General features: G+C 35.4%; 1 protein-coding gene. It reads right to left on the reverse strand.

Annotation, left to right across the window (positions count from 1 at the left end):
* Positions 1–372: 372 nt before the first annotated feature.
* The coding region (locus ACFIL3_RS11185; protein ID WP_375682313.1) for a M24 family metallopeptidase C-terminal domain-containing protein at positions 373–534 on the reverse strand (162 nt) is incomplete at its 5' end.

Consider the following 534-nt stretch of genomic DNA (forward strand, 5'->3'; position numbering starts at 1 on the left):
TGAAGCAAACAAAAAGGTAAAATTTATTCGAATAAATATGCAGAATTTTTGAATCCAAACAGCGTAATAAGCTGGTTATAATAGGTGTTTTAGAAATACGATGCGGAGGATTACAAAATATAATGAAAGTTTTCATATAAAGAAAATAGAGATATAATGGTGTCTAGATGGAGATCGCCAAGATAAGTATTACCGCGTATAGGTGTATCTCATCTTGCTTCACCGAGGTTAGCGTTTACCGTACCAGCAAAAAACTTGAAGTATCTTGTAGAAATATTTTTTGTGTTTGCTGATGGTAAATTCGCACTTCTCTCTTTAAAAGAGAAGGGTGTAGTGTTTTGTAGAAAGGGTAAAAGTTATAGGTTGCTTCATTTAAAGGGGCATTGTTGCTTCTTTTGCCCATTTTTTATCTTCTTCATTTAAGTAAGGTGCATTCATCTGATAAACGCGCGCATGGTAATCATTGAGCCATTGTCGTTCTTCTTGTGTCAAAAGCTCTGGAAGGATTAACCGTCGATCAATGGGGCAATGTGT

Source organism: Bartonella sp. CE47NXGY, from assembly GCF_042195415.1.
Lineage (GTDB): Bacteria > Pseudomonadota > Alphaproteobacteria > Rhizobiales > Rhizobiaceae > Bartonella.